The following is a 15,837-nucleotide window of genomic DNA, read 5'->3' as shown; positions in this document are numbered from 1 at the left end:
AGGAAGCTCTACCATCATGATTTATACAGAAGCTGCGAAGCTCTTTTTGAATTGACCAATTGCTTCTACTAGCGCTTTATCGTTATCCGGAGTGATATCCTTCGTATCGCGAATGCTGTGTAGAATTTCTGGACGGTTCGATTCCAAGAAAGCCAAGAATTGACCTTCAAAACGTGTTACGTCTTGAACTGGAAGATCATCCACGTGTCCTTTAACAACTGTGTAAAGGGAAGCAACTTGCTTCTCCAGTGACATCGGTTGGTGAACACCTTGTTTCAAAATTTCAAGCGTACGAACACCACGGTCCAAACGCGCTTGAGTTGCTTTATCCAAGTCAGATCCGAATGCAGCAAATGCAGCAAGTTCGCGATATTGTGCCAAGTCAACACGAAGTGTACCCGCAACTTTTTTCATCGCTTTCGTTTGAGCAGAGCCCCCTACACGGGATACAGAGTTACCAACGTTAACCGCTGGACGCTGACCTGAGTAGAACAAGTCGGATTCTAAGAAGATTTGTCCGTCCGTAATCGAAATTACGTTCGTAGGAATGTATGCCGAGATATCGCCTGCTTGTGTTTCAATGAAAGGAAGTGCCGTCATAGAACCGCCACCTAGCTCATCATTCAATTTCGCAGCACGCTCTAGAAGACGGGAGTGCAAGTAGAAAACATCCCCTGGATAAGCTTCACGACCCGGTGGACGACGAAGCAAGAGGGACAACTCACGGTAAGCAGCTGCTTGTTTGGACAAGTCATCATAGACGATCAACACGTGCTCGCCTTTGTACATGAAGTACTCACCCATTGCGCAACCTGCATATGGAGCCAACCAAAGCATTGGTGAAGGCTCAGAAGCAGAAGCTGTTACAACGATCGTGTAGTCCAAAGCGCCAGCGTGACGAAGTGTTTCAACAACACCTACGACAGTGGATTGCTTTTGACCGATAGCAACGTAAATACATTTTACGCCGTTACCTTTTTGGTTGATGATCGCATCGATAGCGATCGCTGTTTTACCTGTTTGACGGTCACCGATGAGCAACTCACGTTGTCCACGGCCTACTGGTACCATTGCGTCAATCGCTTTGATCCCAGTTTGCATTGGCTCATGTACCGATTTACGGGCCATAACGCCTGGTGCTGGGGATTCGATTGGACGGAATCCAGTTGTTTCAATTGGACCTCTACCATCGACTGGTTGACCCAATGGGTTAACAACACGGCCTAGTAGTGCATCACCTACAGGAATTTCCATGATACGGCCAGTACGTTTAACTTGGTCGCCTTCACGAATATCTTTGTAAGGTCCGAGAATAACGATACCTACGTTGCTTTCCTCAAGGTTAAAGGCATAGCCTAGAACGCCACTTGGAAACTCAAGCAGCTCGCCTGCCATAACGCTTTCCAAGCCGTGAGCACGAGCGATACCATCACCAACTTGAATGACTGTACCTACATCAACCACTTGGATATCGGAATTATAGTTTGCAATCTGTTGCTTAATCAATGAGCTGATTTCTTCAGGTTTGATACTCAACGAACTTCACCCCTATTCTTACAGTGCTTGTGTTAAACTAACGCTTTGGCTAAACGGCCTAACTTGCCTGCCAAGCTTCCATCATATAAACGATCACCGATACGTACTTGTACACCGCCGAGCAACTTAGGCTCAACTACGGACGAAACACGAATCGTTTTACCTGTTACTTTACTAAAATGTGAGGCAATCTCCGCTTGCTGAGCATCCGACAATTCGAACGCGGAAGTAACGATTGCGCTCGCTTGTCCGAGTGCTTCATTCGCAACCTTGGCATAATCAAGCACTAAGGTATCTAGAATGGATTGTCTACCTTTATCAATCAAGACCAGGAGTGTGTTCCACACCGGTTCGGAAACATTGCCCTCGAAAATCTGCTTCAGCAGGTCCGTTTTGACGGTATTCCCGATGTTCGGATGGTTCAGGAACTTCTGCAAGTCTGCATTATCCCTAATCGCACTAGCTACAGATTTAAGCTCATCTTCAACTTGGGAAATGATATTCTTTTCCTTCGCTACTTCGAATAAAGCTCTGGCATAACGCTTCGCTACGACGATGTCACTCATACGTTGCCTCCTACCTCTTTGAGGTAATGCTCAACAAGTTCTTCTTGTGACTTTTCGTCGATTTGTTTCTCAATAATTTTGGATGCGATTAGAACAGACATCGCGCCAACTTGGCTGCGAAGAGCGGCAACCGCTTTGTTCTTCTCATTTTCGATATCTTTAAGCGCTTCGTCTTTCAGACGGTTTGCTTCTGCACTAGCTGCATGAATAATATCATCCGCTTGCTTGGAGCCTGTGTGCTTCGCTTGCTCAATGATGTCGTAAGCTTCCTTACGAGTTTGTTGCAGCGCTTGCTTTTGTTCCTCCAACAGTTGCTCTGCCTGTTTACGGCTAGTTTCAGCTGTTTGAATTTGATCTTTCACCAATTGTCTGCGTTTCTCCATCATGCCGAACAGAGGACCGAACGCAAATTTAGAAAGCAACAAATATAAAATTAAAAACGCGACAAGTTGTATCCAAAATGTGGACCATTCAATATGCAAGTAACGTCACTCCCTTCTGATAACATGGGCAAAACGAAGGCGTGGTGGCAACTTCGGCCATCAACGCCAAACGGTTTCTTAAGCTTTTCCCATAAAGATGAACGCAAGAACCAATGCAACGACCGGCATTGCCTCAACTAGACCTACCCCGATAAACATTGTTGTTTGAAGCGTACCACGAAGTTCTGGTTGACGAGAAATACCTTCCAAAGCACGACCTACGATCAAACCGTTACCAATACCTGCACCTAGTGCTCCCAAACCGAATACGATACCTGCTGCTACTAATGCTATTGCTCCCATTGATAAAATCCTCCCTTAAACTCTTAGGTTTTTGTTGTTTTATAAGTGACTCGAGACTTCCCGAGGTAAGTCTAATGCTTAGTGCTTTTCTTCATGAATCAATGTTTGTGAGATATAAACCATGGTTAGCATCGTGAATACGAAGGCTTGAATCGCACCTACGAACACACTGAAGCCCTGCCATACGAAGAGAGGCGCAATTCCAAACCAACCTGCTCCAATAATGACAGATATCATGATTTCACCTGCATAAATGTTACCGTAAAGACGGAACGCAAGCGTAAGTGGCTTCGATACAACTTCAATTAAATGAAGGATCAACATTGCCCCTTTGAACTCAAAATAATGCGCGAAGTAATGCTTCGTGTTACGAGTAATCCCTAAGTAGTGACTTAGCACGATAACAACGACTGTTAGTGCTCCTGTAACTGCGATATCAGCTGTTGGTGATTTCCACCAAGATACATGATCTTCCGTCACGATTGAGAAAGGAAGGCCGAGCATGTTGCCGATAAAGATATACATAATGAGCGTAAGACCAAGTGCGATAAATCCTTTGCCATGCTTGGAACCGATCGTGCTTCCAATAATGCCTTCTACGAACTCAATCGTCCATTCCATGAAGTTTTGAAGTTTCGAAGGATTTGTTACGGATGCTCGGCTCGCTCCTGCAATTGCAAGAATTAGCACGATAACTGTGGTAATCCCGATCATCATTAACGCTGATGCATCGAAATCAATACCAAACCAATTATATATTGGCGCGTGATGTTCCATATTTTCCATTTTCACCCCTTTCATCCGTTGAAGTTACATCGTGGAATTACTTCTTAGACTTCTTAATAGAAAGAATACCCAATACGAGTGTTGCCAATTGAGCAAAAAAGTATCCAACAATCGTCGTGGTTAATGCAACATGTTCGGGATACCTGACGGCAATCAACCCAACAAACCCAGCGACTGCTGCCCTTGTCAAGAAGCCAAGGGTTACCTTGCGCCCTGACTGCTCTATCGCAGCTGCTGCCAGCTTGTTAATCTTCCAAGCTAAGAACCTCGCATTAATCATGCTCGCACATGCTCCAAGCATTATCCCTGCAACGTAAACCCGGTAATCGACAAGAAGCGCCCATGCAGCCAAACAAAAGGATAAAAAGAAAAGAAATACGTTTTGAACCGTTTTCAGAGTGGCTGAAAAGTCGTCCATCATAGCCCTCCGTACCGCTTAATCATCAAGTAAATGCTCATGATGCCGGTTACAAGCCCAAGTAAAAATCCGACTAACAACCAGATCTGTCCACCTAGTACACCACTCAACCAATCACCGAAGAAATATCCGGCTGCCAAACATACGACAAGGTCTATGCCAATTGCACTAGTTAACGCTACTGCCCGCCAAGGATTATCATTGGAATTTGGCCGTTTCATTGCACCCTCCTGGGTGTTTTCCACATGGGAAAACGCGTCTCGTAGCTCATCTCCTACGAATCCTCATTCATTGTATCGAAGCCATGCTAACTTTGTCAATTGACGGAACTTCATTTGTCACATCTCACAAAAGTCCTTAGAGCCTTGCGGCTCTAAGGTTTGCGCTTTTTTAAACCGAACAGTTCAACTGTACGCTGTAGCGTTTGTCATGATTTTGTCACGGTTAGAAAGATTCCGGGCGTTCAGTCGTCCTACCGAAGTGATGAAGAATCGCTTGAACGATGCGTTCAGACGCTTTTCCGTCTCCGTAAGGGTTCGCAGCTTGGCTCATTTTATTGTACTGATCGGCATCTGTTAGCAACGCCTTGGCGCGCGTATAGACCACTTCTTCATCCGTGCCAACCAGCTCTAATGTGCCCGCTTGGATACCTTCTGGACGCTCTGTCGTATCACGAAGAACGAGAGCTGGGACACCAAAGGTTGGCGCCTCTTCTTGAAGGCCGCCAGAGTCCGTCAGAATCATATACGTATACGGATAGAAGTTATGCAGTTCGAAAACGTCTAGCGGATCAATCAATTTAATACGTGGATGATTGCCTAGAATTTCATGGGCAGGTTCGAGAACCACCGGATTCGGATGAACCGGGTAAACGATTGCAATGTCCTCAAACTCATCAGCGATACGTTTCACGGCACGGAATATTTGACGATGCGGCTCACCTTGAGCCTCACGGCGATGCGCTGTCATCAAGATCAGCTTGCGGCCTGCGGCCCATTCAAGAACAGGATGCTCGAATTTCTCCTGCACCGTGTACTTAAATACATCAATAGCCGTATTCCCGGTCACATAGATCTGGGACTCTGATTTATTTTCTTTACGCAGGTTATCTGCGGATTGCTGTGTAGGCGCAAAATGAAGGTCTGCAAGAACGCCCGTTAATTGACGGTTCATTTCCTCTGGATATGGCGACAATTTGTTCCACGTCCGTAGACCCGCTTCCACGTGTCCTACTTGTATCTGTTGCATAAATGCCGCATAGCTTGCCAGGAACGTTGTTAGTGTATCACCGTGAACAAGAATGAGATCCGGCTTCGCCTCTTTGAACACAGGCTCTAGTCCTTGCAACACACGCATGGTAATCTCATTTAATGTTTGGCGATCCTTCATAACATTAAGGTCAAAGTCAGGTGTGATTTTAAAAATATCAAGCACTTGGTCTAACATCTGACGATGCTGTGCAGTAACGCATACCAGAGACTCAATCTGCTCAGGATGCTTCTCCAACTCGAGAATGAGCGGAGCCATTTTGATAGCTTCAGGTCTTGTTCCGAAGATCGTAATCACTTTTAGACGTTTCATCGGTTTCTTCTCCCCTTAGAGCTTTCCGTAGGAAAGCTATCTTCGTAAGCGTTAACTTAACGTTTCTGTTAAAGAAAACGAAGCTCGTAAATATGAGCTTAAGTTTTCTTACAGGAAAACTGACTTCGTAAGCTTTACTTTTGTTCAAAAAATTAATCCGTGCCGTACAGACGATCCCCTGCATCCCCAAGACCTGGCACAATATAGCCATGATCATTCAAATGATCATCGACAGCTGCGACGTAAATATCAACGTCTGGGTGTTCTTTTTGAACGGAAGCTACGCCCTCAGGTGCAGCGATGAGACACATGAGCTTGATACGTGTACAGCCTCTGCGTTTCAGCACTTCAATCGCTGCGTTGGCAGATCCACCGGTAGCCAGCATAGGATCGATAACTAATAAATCCCGCTCCAATACATCCGTAGGCAGCTTCACATAGTATTCCACGGGCTGAAGTGTATCCGGATCGCGATAGAGGCCAACATGTCCAACTTTGGCAGCTGGCATCAGCTTTAACACACCGTCAACCATACCTAAACCCGCTCGCAAAATAGGGATTAACCCCAACATTCTACCCGAGATAACGTGACAATCTGCTGTTGTGACTGGCGTTTTCACTTGCACTTGCTGCAGCGGAAGATCTCTTGTAATTTCATAAACCATTAATGTAGCAACTTCATCGACAAGCGCTCTAAAATCCTTCGTTGTCGTGTTCTCATCCCGAATATAAGTAAGCTTATGCTGGATAAGCGGATGATCGCAAATATGTACTTTACCCATATATTCCTCCTAAATTAAGCTTGTAGGTCAGGCAAACCTCGTCCATTATATCATATGTTATCCAACTTATCTGCTATAGAACCAACAATATGAACGGTTTTGCTTTGGTTATAAAATCATGGCAAAAAAACCTCATAAGCCGCACTCTCCAATCGGAGAATGCACACTGAGGAGGGTGTAGAAGTAAGGTTTAGCTGGCGTCTATCAGCAATAACTGAACACCGGTCAGCCCGAAGCTGACAAAACAGTAGCGATCCGTCCAGATTTGGTCGGCCCCTGCGTCAACCCACCCGATTTTATCGGTAAAGCTAGTCGGTCCGACGAAGGTTACTTCACCCTTTAGATGATGATGAGGGCCAAATGTGTTACGTCCACTGGTCAGCAACTCTATGTGAAGCTGCACTGTGGCTTCCGATACTTCCGCTGTAAGATCCAGTTGCTGGGCTCCCCAAAGAAAAGTATGCACGGTTCCTTCATTCACGGTAATATTCACAGCTGGACAGCGCATAGCGTCCCACTGTAGGACGAGCCTGCTCCCTTCGCGTATACGTTTGAGCACATACTCAGGTAAAGTAATGCTTTTGGCTGCACGGATGCCCCCTGCATAGAAGACCAATCCCTGCGTCGTGACATCCGTCAGAGAAAGTTGCTTCGGCGGGGTAGTCAAAGTGAACGGACCTTCCGTCCATAATGCCTCGCGTTCCGCCTGCTCCCAGCCCCTGTGAGGTTGCACAGCGAAAGGACCTAGCACGTACACACTTTCGATCTCAACGTCGAATGTGAGCTTATTGCGAATCGGGGCCAAGTTGGCACCGGCCACACCGAAGAATCGGTACACCTCTTCGTTGCAGTAAAAGGTTCCGGACATGTGGATATCATTACGTCCCTCTCGCACATAGTCACCGATCTTCAGCGTAGGGAAGCTGCGATCTCCACCTAACCAACCGTCCGCACTGTCGGCTTGGATAAGCTGTCCGTTAACCTCCAGCTTCCAATGCTCAGGACGTTCAATCGCCAGCTTCCATAGTGAACGATCAGTGACCTGCATCAGCGCCGCATCTGTATCGAAAGTAAACGCCAACTCGATATGCACAGGCCGTTTCAGCGCGATACAATGCTCTTGGATATTCAGCACATACGTTAGTGCTGACCACTCGCCTCCATCTAAACGATAGGCAGCATAGTCTAAGGTTAATGCATTAGGAGCTGACAGCTGATAGTCCCATGGAGATTCCATGTTTACTTCAATGACTGATAATGTCTTCTCAATGGAAGATGGTGTAGCTGAAGCTGGAACTGCTTCCGTTACAGACTCACTGTCCCAAACCGCGAAAATCTTCGAATCACCAGGCGCTAGCTTCAAGCTTGACGACAGTGTGCGTGCGTCAGCTTCGCCTTTTTCCCCATTTTCCAAATCCATCTCCATCCATACTCGCCGATCTGACGCTGGAATGTTCAACTCGACCGTCCCGGTATTCCCCGTATGCACAACATACAGCAATGTCACACCAGGCAAACGCCGCTCTTGTATATAAAGCTTTCGTAAAGCTTCTTGCGACGTATCCTCTCCCGGTAGCCAATCCCTGCGAACTTGCAATTGCTCGGCCAAACCCTTCAACTCTGCAATATGAACCACACGATCGCTCATAAACCAAGATGCTAGTGTCTCGCTCCGTTTGCCCTCCAGATAATGAGGGGTTTCTCCCACCAAGATAACCTTTCCTCCCGCTTCTACGAACGATTTCAGCAGTTCAAAGGTTGAAGCCTCTAACGTTAGCACATCACTCACAATGACCGTTGCGTATTGTTGGGAACCGACCTGTAACATCCCGTCTAAAATACGCCCATAGTCTCGCATCAACGCTTCATCGCCGTAATCGAAATCACGCTGAAGCGCTAATAATTCTTCCGCTAATGCATCCATGCGGTTCTGCAATTGTTCCACGTTACTTTTATCTTTCATACTTTGCAGCAGCCATGCCGACCGCATCGGATGCAGCACAAGAATACCTGGAACGGCCTTCCCAAGAGTCAACAAATACGTAAGCCTAGCAAAGTAATTATTAAACTGGCTGTACACGTCCCACCATGGTTGCTGAACATACAGAGATGGTGGGTAGTCCCGCTTGCGAACCCCACGAATCGAATACGATTGCAGATGTGGGCATAGTCGATTCACACCTAGGACAAACTGCCATTCAGCGATCCTTTTCATCTCACGGAAACTCAAGTTCCAGCCACAGCAACCGAAGGTTTCCGTGATCACGAATGGTTTATCTAACTGCCGCGCTACCGAAGCCGCCTGCTTAGGCAAGATCACGCTGCGCGGCGTACGACCCAGCATATCAATACCTGGCATATGCATTCGCTCATACAACGGCATGACTCCTGCCGTGTACTGCATTTGGTCCATGAGGGTATCTTCACCCATGAAATGACCTGTCAGCTGCCAGCCATGTGCTTCACACCAGTCTGCAACCAAACGAACGCACGTTCGAAAACGCTCGCTTACCAGATTCCAGAACTGATAGCGCACTAGGTATGCTGCTTCTTTTTCAGACTCTTGTACTTCTGTAAGCAGCCAACCGATGGCATTCGTAATGGACTGCCCATAACGCAACGAATACTCCTGATCAAGATTAACCGACCATGGAATGCCAGAGAACTTAAACTCATCTGTAAATATGCCGGGCATAGTGCCCTCACCGAACCTGTCACCAAGACGCTGGAAATAAACCTCATGGCACGCCTGCAGAAAAGCATCCATCGCTTGAATAGAAAGGATATCAATATAGTAAGGATTCACTCGGCACATGACGGCCAGGCCTACATCCCAATTTTCAATATCGCCATCCGTCTCTTGCACTCGCCATTGCTGCTCGTTTGCTAATCGAACCAGCAGGTACATAAAGTCGGGATCCTGTCGAAGTCCTTCCATCTGGTGCAAGGCGTTCTCTTTCTTAACTTGGATACCCTCCAGCGACTTTTGCTGATAAGAGGCCCCTAATGCCGGCACAACGCCATTCGCTGTTCCACTAGGCCAACCATTCTCATCGTAGCACCAAGCCTCTAGCCCTTGAGCTTTCGCCTCGTCCGCAGATACCTCAATCGCATCTAGGAACTCCTCACCCATATAGGGAGTTAGCAGCCCCTGTCTTGTATGCATGAAGAAACCGCCTAACCCTGCGCGTTTCATCTCGCCAATTTGCCTACGAAGTTCCTCAGGCTCCAGCTTATCGTTCCATGACCAGAAAGGTGCGCTTCGATATGTAGTTGGCGGATCATGAAAAATGGACTCATCCAACTGATTTCGAGTTTTCTTGGATAGCAAAGCAACTCTCTCCTCGTCAATCTCTCCCGCTTGCCGCGACAAACTTCTGCGGAGAGGTTCCGGTTATTTTTTTGAACAAGGTACAAAAATACTTCTCATTATGAACGCCAACAGCCTCAGCAAGTTCTAAATTAGAATAATCACGCTTACGCAGCAGCTCGATGGCCCGCTCAATCCTACGCTTAGAGACGTAATCCGTGAAATTAATCCCTAATTCTTTCTTGAAAAGCTCGCTCACATACGAAGGATTCAAATGAATATGCTCGGCTACAACGCTGAGGGAAATCGATTCCTTTAGATGATCCTCAACGAAACGCATCGCCTTTACCATCTCGGCGCGCAGCCCGCTTCCTTCTACTCGGGCATGCAGCCGTTCCCACTCTAGGCGCAGCCGATCAACCAGCTGATGCAAATGCGTACAGTCCGCAAAGGTAACCACCTCGGCGGCATCCGCATTCGCTGTCGTCAGCAGCCGCTGGCGAAGCCGTGCGTACCAGCCATCCACATAGCCCAGCAGCTTGCCGGGGGTAACGCGGTGGCTGTGCAGCACATGAAGCAGAGGCGCAATCGCTTCGCCTCCTGACTTTGAGCTTGATCGCTCAAGCGTATGCTCGAAGCGATCTGAAAGCTCGCGCCAGTCGCTCTCCGAGTAAGCTAGCCTGCGATTTGGCGTAACCACGGAGCCAAAGCTAGCATAGAAGGTGTCCGCGAGCGCACCTTTTGCCTCCTCATAGGCTTTTGAAGCCTGCCCCCAGCCGTTATACATCCGGCTCACACCTATCGAAACAGATATCCGTAAATAGGTTTTGATTGCGTCACGAATGCTTTCCCCAAGCTCGTAGCAGTTCCGGTCGAACGATTGTTCGCTGCCTGCTTGAATCGCAGCTAAAGCCACGATGACACCTTGCTGCAGCTCACAAGCAAAGCAGCTCCCTTTTTCCCGCAGTACTTCTTCAATTATATTTAACATGCCATACTTGAGCATGTTACGGTCAGCTGGTGAATATTCCGAGCAGAATACGTCATAATTATCAAACCGTAGAGCAAAGCAACCATACTGCCGCGGCTCGAAACTCGGCACTAGTTCTGTGCTTCGGCGATCCATGACGGAATCCGACACCTCACCACGCAGCAGCTCCTCAAACAGATGCTTACGCAGACGATACGAATTCTCTTTCACTGATCCGCTAAGACTTTGCAAGCGCCTTTCTTTCTCCTCGCGAGCGATGACATTATCACGCGCTTTGGACAAGGCAGTGTGTACGTCTTCTTCGCGTAATGGCACCTTGACTAAATATTCAAACACTCCCATGGCAATGGCTTGTTTCGCATAGGCAAAGTCAGAGTAGGCGCTTAGGATGATTACCTCCACACCTGGCAGACGTTCCCGAAGCTGACGAACGAGTTCAATCCCGTCCATGCCAGGCATCACGATATCTGTGATGATGAGATCAGGACGAAGTTCATCTGCCCTCTCCAAGGCTTCGGCGCCCGAATAGGCATGACCAACAAGTCGGAATGGCATTCGCCGCTCCGCCCATCGTTCGAAATAGGTCTCTAACCGCTTTACCATTGGCGGCTCATCATCCACAATGAGGCAGGTTACCTCTCTCATTGCGCTTCCCCCCTGTCCCGTTCCTCATGCTTCTTGTTCTCTTGCACGGTGTCATCTGGGAATGTCAGTGTTACACATGTTCCACGCCCTGGCTCACTCCACACGCTAAGCCCATAAGGCTCACCGTAATTCAAACGGATTCGTTGATGGATGTTGTACAAACCAATTCGCTTCCGATGATTATAATTTTTCCCCGCTGGATCCTCTAGCAGTAACTCCGTTGTCTTATCAGGCGTCATGCCTATTCCTTCGTCCTTTACCTCAATAATGAGATTACCGTCCCGACGAATGGCTGATAACTGAATTGCTCCTGGTTTACGACCTCCAGCATATCCGTGAAAAATACTATTCTCCACAATCGGCTGAAGCGCCATCCGAAGGACAGGAAGCTGCAGGGCTACCGGATCGATGTCTTCCTTAAGCTCAAATTCACTATCGTATCGGATCTTCTGAATGTATAAATAATCCTTCACATTCCGCAATTCCTGCTCCAAACTAACCCGGTCAGAGAACTCCGTGATGCCGTATTCGAGAATTGAAATCAGGGCTTCAATGATGTTGTCTACCTCAGAATAGCGCTCAAACGCGACCACATTAGAAATAGAACCTAGCGTGTTGTACAGAAAATGAGGATTGATTTGAGATTGCAGTACTTGAATCTCTAACTCTTTCTTCTTGCGCTCACCATGATTCACATGCTCAATTAAGGTCCTAATTTGGCGCAGCATATCATCGAATGTTTCAGCCAGCTTGCCGAATTCATCACGGCGTGCGCTCGATATGCTAACGTTCAAGTCTCCGTGACCGACTTGATTAATTTTTCGAATCAGATAATACACCGGTGTTCGAATCATGCGAGCTACGAAACCAGCCGTCAGCACACTAAGCAAGAAACCAAGCAGTAGCAGGCCAATGAAAAAGGTCTCCATCCGCTTGAGCGAAGTTTGCAGCGTCGTTCCGTCATAGAAGGCAAAGACAATCCATTTGGTACGCGGATTAATGCTCTTCATAATGGTCACGGCGTTTCCATTCATATGTTCGTTAAAGACATCATCCTTGGAATCCACAAGTTCCCTACCATCGCGATCGTCAAAACGTAGACGGTGATCGACAATACTGAACAAACGGCTGCCAGCTGGCTCCAGAATAACACGTCCCTCTTTGTCCATAATGCCGAGTTGCAGATCGTTGCTGCCACCGCCAATTTTTTGCAATCGCTCCTGCATCGCAGTTAGATTTAAATCCACTGCCACTGCCATCGGCTCACCTGCAATGGTAATCGCTTTAGTGAACGTGACCGTCCAGCCAGAGAAGAAATTCTGATAAGGCTGGCTAACCGTGACGGCACCGTAGGCGTTACTATAGGCCATTTTGTATAGAGGATCACGATCATCTCTTGGGTCATTAATGACCTTCGTTACAGGGTTTCCACCCAGAATGGATAAATCCTTGCGAATCACGTACACGTCTGTCAGCATGACCGAGTTCTCCCGGTAGGCATTCTCCAGGGCAGCCTGCGCAGCCGTCAGATCATTACGCCACGAAGCTGCTGAAGTGGAGAGTTGACCGATCGTATTTTGCACAAGAAGAAAATACAAGTCGATATATTCCTCTTCCTTATGCAGCAACTGTGTAGCTTGGTTAAGCTGACTCGACGTAATTTCATTTTTAATATAACGGTAGGATAAGCCGCTTAGAATAGCCTCCGAGCTGAGTACGAAGACGAAACAGACAAGAAACAGTCGGAATGATATATTGTGGAACCATCTCTTGATCCAATCTCGCATGTGCGCACCTCTCGTTGCTAAGTTGTTGAATGTGGAAAAAGAGGAGTCTTCTCCCCTTTTCCGGACTACAATTATTTTATAACACCGTCACCTTGCAGCTGCTTCGTATAATTCGCAATCGCATCGTTCAGCTTAAACTTATCCTGCAGCGTCTTCACGAACGTATCCCAGTTTGCTAAAGGTTCTTTGCCGGTTACGAATTTGAGCATCATTTCATTCGCATATTTCAGACGATCTTGCGACATCGGGTCAGCCGGATCATCGAAAACACGTGGATTTACGTTGTTATCCTTCAAGTAACTCGTATTAATCTTCTGGTTAGCGTTCGTGATATCAGGCTTCTGGAAGTCGAAGTACACGCCGTCTGTCGCTTTGCGAACGAAAGCGTAGTTATAGCGCCATTCAATTTCTTTCTCGTTGTAAGTCGCTCTATCAATGAGCTTCGGTGTATTATTTGTCACGGTAAATGACTTATCTTTAATACCATAAGCAAGGAACGGATACGCGTCTTTGCTGGTGTAGAGATATTGAATGAACTGCATGGCACGCTTCGCTTTGCCAGCATCTTTCATTGCTTCCTTCGAAAGTCCAATGAGTGACTGTTGGAACGGCTTCACGTCAAGAATTTGATCGCCATACGGTCCTTTTGGCGGTGCGATTTGCTTCCAATCTGGTATGCTGCCTCCGGCATCCTGCATTTTCTTCGTTTCCGCAGGCTCCGAACGGCGCCAGTCTTCAATCATAATACCAACTTTGCCTTGGTACATTTTATTATCACGTTTGAGTCCATCGTCGATCGTTACCCAGTCAGGGTCAACAACTTTCGCATCGATCATTTCTTTAATGAACGTCAGCGCTTCCTTCGTTTTCGCGTCGGTGTTGTAGACAACAACCTTACCATCTTTGACATCTACAAAGTTAGGTTGCACACCGTACATCCAGAAAATCTGTTGGAAACCTTGTGCACCGCTCGTGCTATAACCCAATGAGCCATCCTTTGGCAGCATCGCGACGTAACCATACGTATCGTTCTTGCCATTACCGTCTGGATCGTTGAAAGTGAACGCTTTCATAACATTGAGCAATTCTTGTGGATTCGTTGGAACCGACAAGTTCAACTTTTTGAGCCACGTATTGTTGATCCACCAACCGTTTACACCGCCAACAGCTTCGGAAGCTGGTAAACCAATGGTATGGCCTTTATATTTCATAGGCTCCAGGCGCGAAGGGTCAAATGCTTTCGGAAGCTCAGGGAACTCCTTCAACAAGTCATCCAGATCGGCGAGCAAGCCTTGATCGTAATATTTAATCGCAGAAGCACGATCTGGGAAAGAGACGATATCGGGAATCTGATTGGAGGAGATCAGCAGGTTAAGCTTATCTTTCCAGTTCTCGCCGCCCATGATCATATCGAGATCCATATTGTTGTCCTTCTCGATCATTTGACGAATGGGATCCTGCTCTTTCGCTGGCATTGGCGTTGTTAACCGATAACCGATTGTATTATAAAAGCTAACTTTATACTTCTTATCAGCTTCCACCGGCTTAGCCGATTGCACAGCTCCAGTTGAGGGGGCAACGCTCGCACTTGGTGAAGCTGTACTCTCAGCCTTGCTGCAACCTGAAGCAACAACCCCTAGGATTACAGTCATACTAAGCAACGCACTTGCGTGATTCTTTTTCATCTTGAACCTCTCCCTTTAGTCTATTATACATGCTATATCCGAGAGTTTCCTCTAGATATCATCGTGAATTTGGCCCCCTATTATCCTTTCACAGAGCCAAGCAGTACACCTCGGGTAAAATGCTTCTGGATGAATGGATACACAACCAAAATCGGTAACGTTGTAATGGCAACAGACGCCATCTGGACCGAAATGGGGTTCACCGAGTTCGCTGCTTCCGCTGCGTCACCACTAATCGCCACAGACGCGAGTAGAATTTGCCTTAGAAATAGCTGGACAGGCTGATTCTCTGGCGTGTTGATGTAGAGGAGAGCGTCGAAATAGCTGTTCCAGTGCCACACGGCGTAGAAAAGGCCAATCGTCGCGATAATCGGTACAGACAATGGGATTACGATGCGTACCAGAATGGAGATCTCTCCCGCTCCATCGATTCGAGCAGCTTCGTCAATGGCTTCTGGCAGCTGTTCAAAAAAGCTTTTTACGATCATGAGATAGAACGCATTAATCAAGCCTGGAATGATAAGTGACCATTCGGAGTCGAGTAGTCCTATATTTTTTACAAGCAAGTAGCCTGGAATAATACCGCCGTTGAACAGCATGGTGAATACGATAAAAAGCAGGAATGGACTTCGGCCAGGCAACGCTTTGCGCGAGAGCGGAAGTGCTGTAATGACGGTGAACACTAAGTTCAGCAGCGTACCGACAATGACACGAAAAAGGGTAACTTGGTAGGCATCGAGTAATCGGCCCCCTTGCATGATCTCTCGGTACGCAGTCAATGTGGTATGTGTCGGGATGATGACCAAGCCATCTTTCTTAATGAACTCAGATATAGGTGTCAATGAGACGCTGATGACATACAGGAACGGCAGTACGCAAGAAGCAGCGAGTAGAGTAAGCAGCAAATAGTTAACACCTTGGGCGACTCGTTCGCCGGTAGTCATGTGACGCATGGATGATTCCTC

Annotated in this window: 14 protein-coding genes; all 14 read right to left on the bottom strand. The window is 47.2% G+C overall.

Going from position 1 to position 15,837, the window contains the following annotated elements; translation table 11 throughout:
* Nucleotides 1-21 precede the first annotated feature (21 nt).
* Complete coding sequence (gene atpA / locus AC58QT_RS27495) at nt 22-1,536, bottom strand: F0F1 ATP synthase subunit alpha (protein ID WP_497411798.1); 1,515 nt, start codon at nt 1,534-1,536, stop codon at nt 22-24.
* Nucleotides 1,537-1,568: 32 nt separating this feature from the next.
* On the bottom strand, nt 1,569-2,102 hold the full coding sequence (locus AC58QT_RS27490) for a F0F1 ATP synthase subunit delta (RefSeq protein WP_497411797.1): 534 nt from the start codon (nt 2,100-2,102) through the stop codon (nt 1,569-1,571).
* A complete protein-coding gene (gene atpF, locus AC58QT_RS27485) occupies nt 2,099-2,584 on the bottom strand; it encodes a F0F1 ATP synthase subunit B (protein WP_056611682.1) in 486 nt (161 codons plus the stop codon). The genes AC58QT_RS27490 and atpF overlap by 4 nt, the downstream gene beginning before the upstream one ends.
* 78 nt (nt 2,585-2,662) lie before the next feature.
* On the bottom strand, nt 2,663-2,887 hold the full coding sequence (gene atpE, locus AC58QT_RS27480; protein WP_028556930.1) for a F0F1 ATP synthase subunit C: 225 nt from the start codon (nt 2,885-2,887) through the stop codon (nt 2,663-2,665).
* Between the two features lie 78 nt (nt 2,888-2,965).
* Nucleotides 2,966-3,673: a F0F1 ATP synthase subunit A gene (gene atpB / locus AC58QT_RS27475; protein WP_497411796.1), complete on the bottom strand. Its 708-nt coding sequence runs from the start codon at nt 3,671-3,673 to the stop codon at nt 2,966-2,968.
* A 37-nt stretch (nt 3,674-3,710) separates the two neighbouring features.
* Nucleotides 3,711-4,091: an ATP synthase subunit I gene (locus AC58QT_RS27470; RefSeq protein ID WP_497411795.1), complete on the bottom strand. Its 381-nt coding sequence runs from the start codon at nt 4,089-4,091 to the stop codon at nt 3,711-3,713.
* The gene (locus tag AC58QT_RS27465; RefSeq protein WP_310501118.1) at nt 4,091-4,312 is read right to left on the bottom strand and encodes an AtpZ/AtpI family protein; all 222 of its coding nucleotides are present in this window, start codon (nt 4,310-4,312) and stop codon (nt 4,091-4,093) included. Before AC58QT_RS27465 ends, AC58QT_RS27470 begins: the two co-directional genes overlap by 1 nt.
* A 223-nt stretch (nt 4,313-4,535) precedes the next feature.
* The gene (gene wecB, locus AC58QT_RS27460) at nt 4,536-5,672 is read right to left on the bottom strand and encodes a non-hydrolyzing UDP-N-acetylglucosamine 2-epimerase (RefSeq protein ID WP_310501119.1); all 1,137 of its coding nucleotides are present in this window, start codon (nt 5,670-5,672) and stop codon (nt 4,536-4,538) included.
* A 152-nt stretch (nt 5,673-5,824) separates the two neighbouring features.
* Nucleotides 5,825-6,454, bottom strand: a complete 630-nt coding sequence (gene upp / locus AC58QT_RS27455) for a uracil phosphoribosyltransferase (protein ID WP_310501120.1) — start codon at nt 6,452-6,454, stop codon at nt 5,825-5,827.
* A 190-nt stretch (nt 6,455-6,644) separates the two neighbouring features.
* Complete coding sequence (locus AC58QT_RS27450) at nt 6,645-9,785, bottom strand: glycosyl hydrolase (protein WP_497411794.1); 3,141 nt, start codon at nt 9,783-9,785, stop codon at nt 6,645-6,647.
* A 16-nt stretch (nt 9,786-9,801) separates the two neighbouring features.
* Complete coding sequence (locus AC58QT_RS27445) at nt 9,802-11,400, bottom strand: response regulator (protein ID WP_497411793.1); 1,599 nt, start codon at nt 11,398-11,400, stop codon at nt 9,802-9,804.
* The gene (locus AC58QT_RS27440; protein WP_497411792.1) at nt 11,397-13,187 is read right to left on the bottom strand and encodes a cache domain-containing sensor histidine kinase; all 1,791 of its coding nucleotides are present in this window, start codon (nt 13,185-13,187) and stop codon (nt 11,397-11,399) included. The genes AC58QT_RS27445 and AC58QT_RS27440 overlap by 4 nt, the downstream gene beginning before the upstream one ends.
* Before the next feature lie 71 nt (nt 13,188-13,258).
* Nucleotides 13,259-14,872 carry a type 2 periplasmic-binding domain-containing protein gene (locus tag AC58QT_RS27435; RefSeq protein WP_497411791.1) on the bottom strand — a complete coding sequence of 538 codons (1,614 nt, stop codon included), beginning with the start codon at nt 14,870-14,872 and terminating at the stop codon, nt 13,259-13,261.
* 80 nt (nt 14,873-14,952) lie between these two features.
* A complete protein-coding gene (locus AC58QT_RS27430) occupies nt 14,953-15,825 on the bottom strand; it encodes a carbohydrate ABC transporter permease (RefSeq protein ID WP_497411790.1) in 873 nt (290 codons plus the stop codon).
* Nucleotides 15,826-15,837: the final 12 nt, after the last annotated feature.

This window comes from Paenibacillus sp. J31R109, from assembly GCF_059692055.1.
The sequence above is the reverse complement of the archived record's forward strand: the minus strand, read 5'-3'. Positions and strand labels throughout refer to the sequence as shown.